Annotated in this window: 1 pseudogene; it reads right to left on the reverse strand. The window is 29.4% G+C overall.

Annotated features, from left to right (window positions below):
• Positions 1–133: 133 nt before the first annotated feature.
• Positions 134–402 (reverse strand): annotated as a pseudogene (locus RI68_RS03010) (toprim domain-containing protein); the annotation flags it as partial.

Genomic DNA, 402 nt, shown 5'->3' on the forward strand with positions numbered 1-402 from the left:
TCCTTTTATTTGGTTTATTATTATAAAAATAAAAACCCTAAATAGTTAAATTTAGGATATATGCGCTTATTTTGGGGTATGTTAATGTTATTATATGTGTAAATGTTATATATTGGTGTAACAAAGTAATAATTTAACTAATTACTTCAACTTTGTCTTCGCCAAAAAAATGAATTGCTAAATCGACGATGATTTTCTTTTTGGCCTCTTCATAACTGATGTATGGATCTAAAAAACATTTTTGGTAAGCTTCTTTTCCGTATTGACGGATTAAATCATCGACATCTTTACAAGTTTTATCATAAGGGGGTAAAATGCGTCTAATTTCGTATAAAATTTTTGCTTCTTTAAGTTTTTCACCTAAGGCTTCACTGCGTTTTCGGCCTGTCTCGTCGTTATCTA

Origin of the sequence: Vaccinium witches'-broom phytoplasma str. VAC, assembly GCF_000309405.1 — a bacterium.
In the GTDB taxonomy this organism is placed as follows: Bacteria; Bacillota_I; Bacilli_A; order Acholeplasmatales; family Acholeplasmataceae; genus Phytoplasma.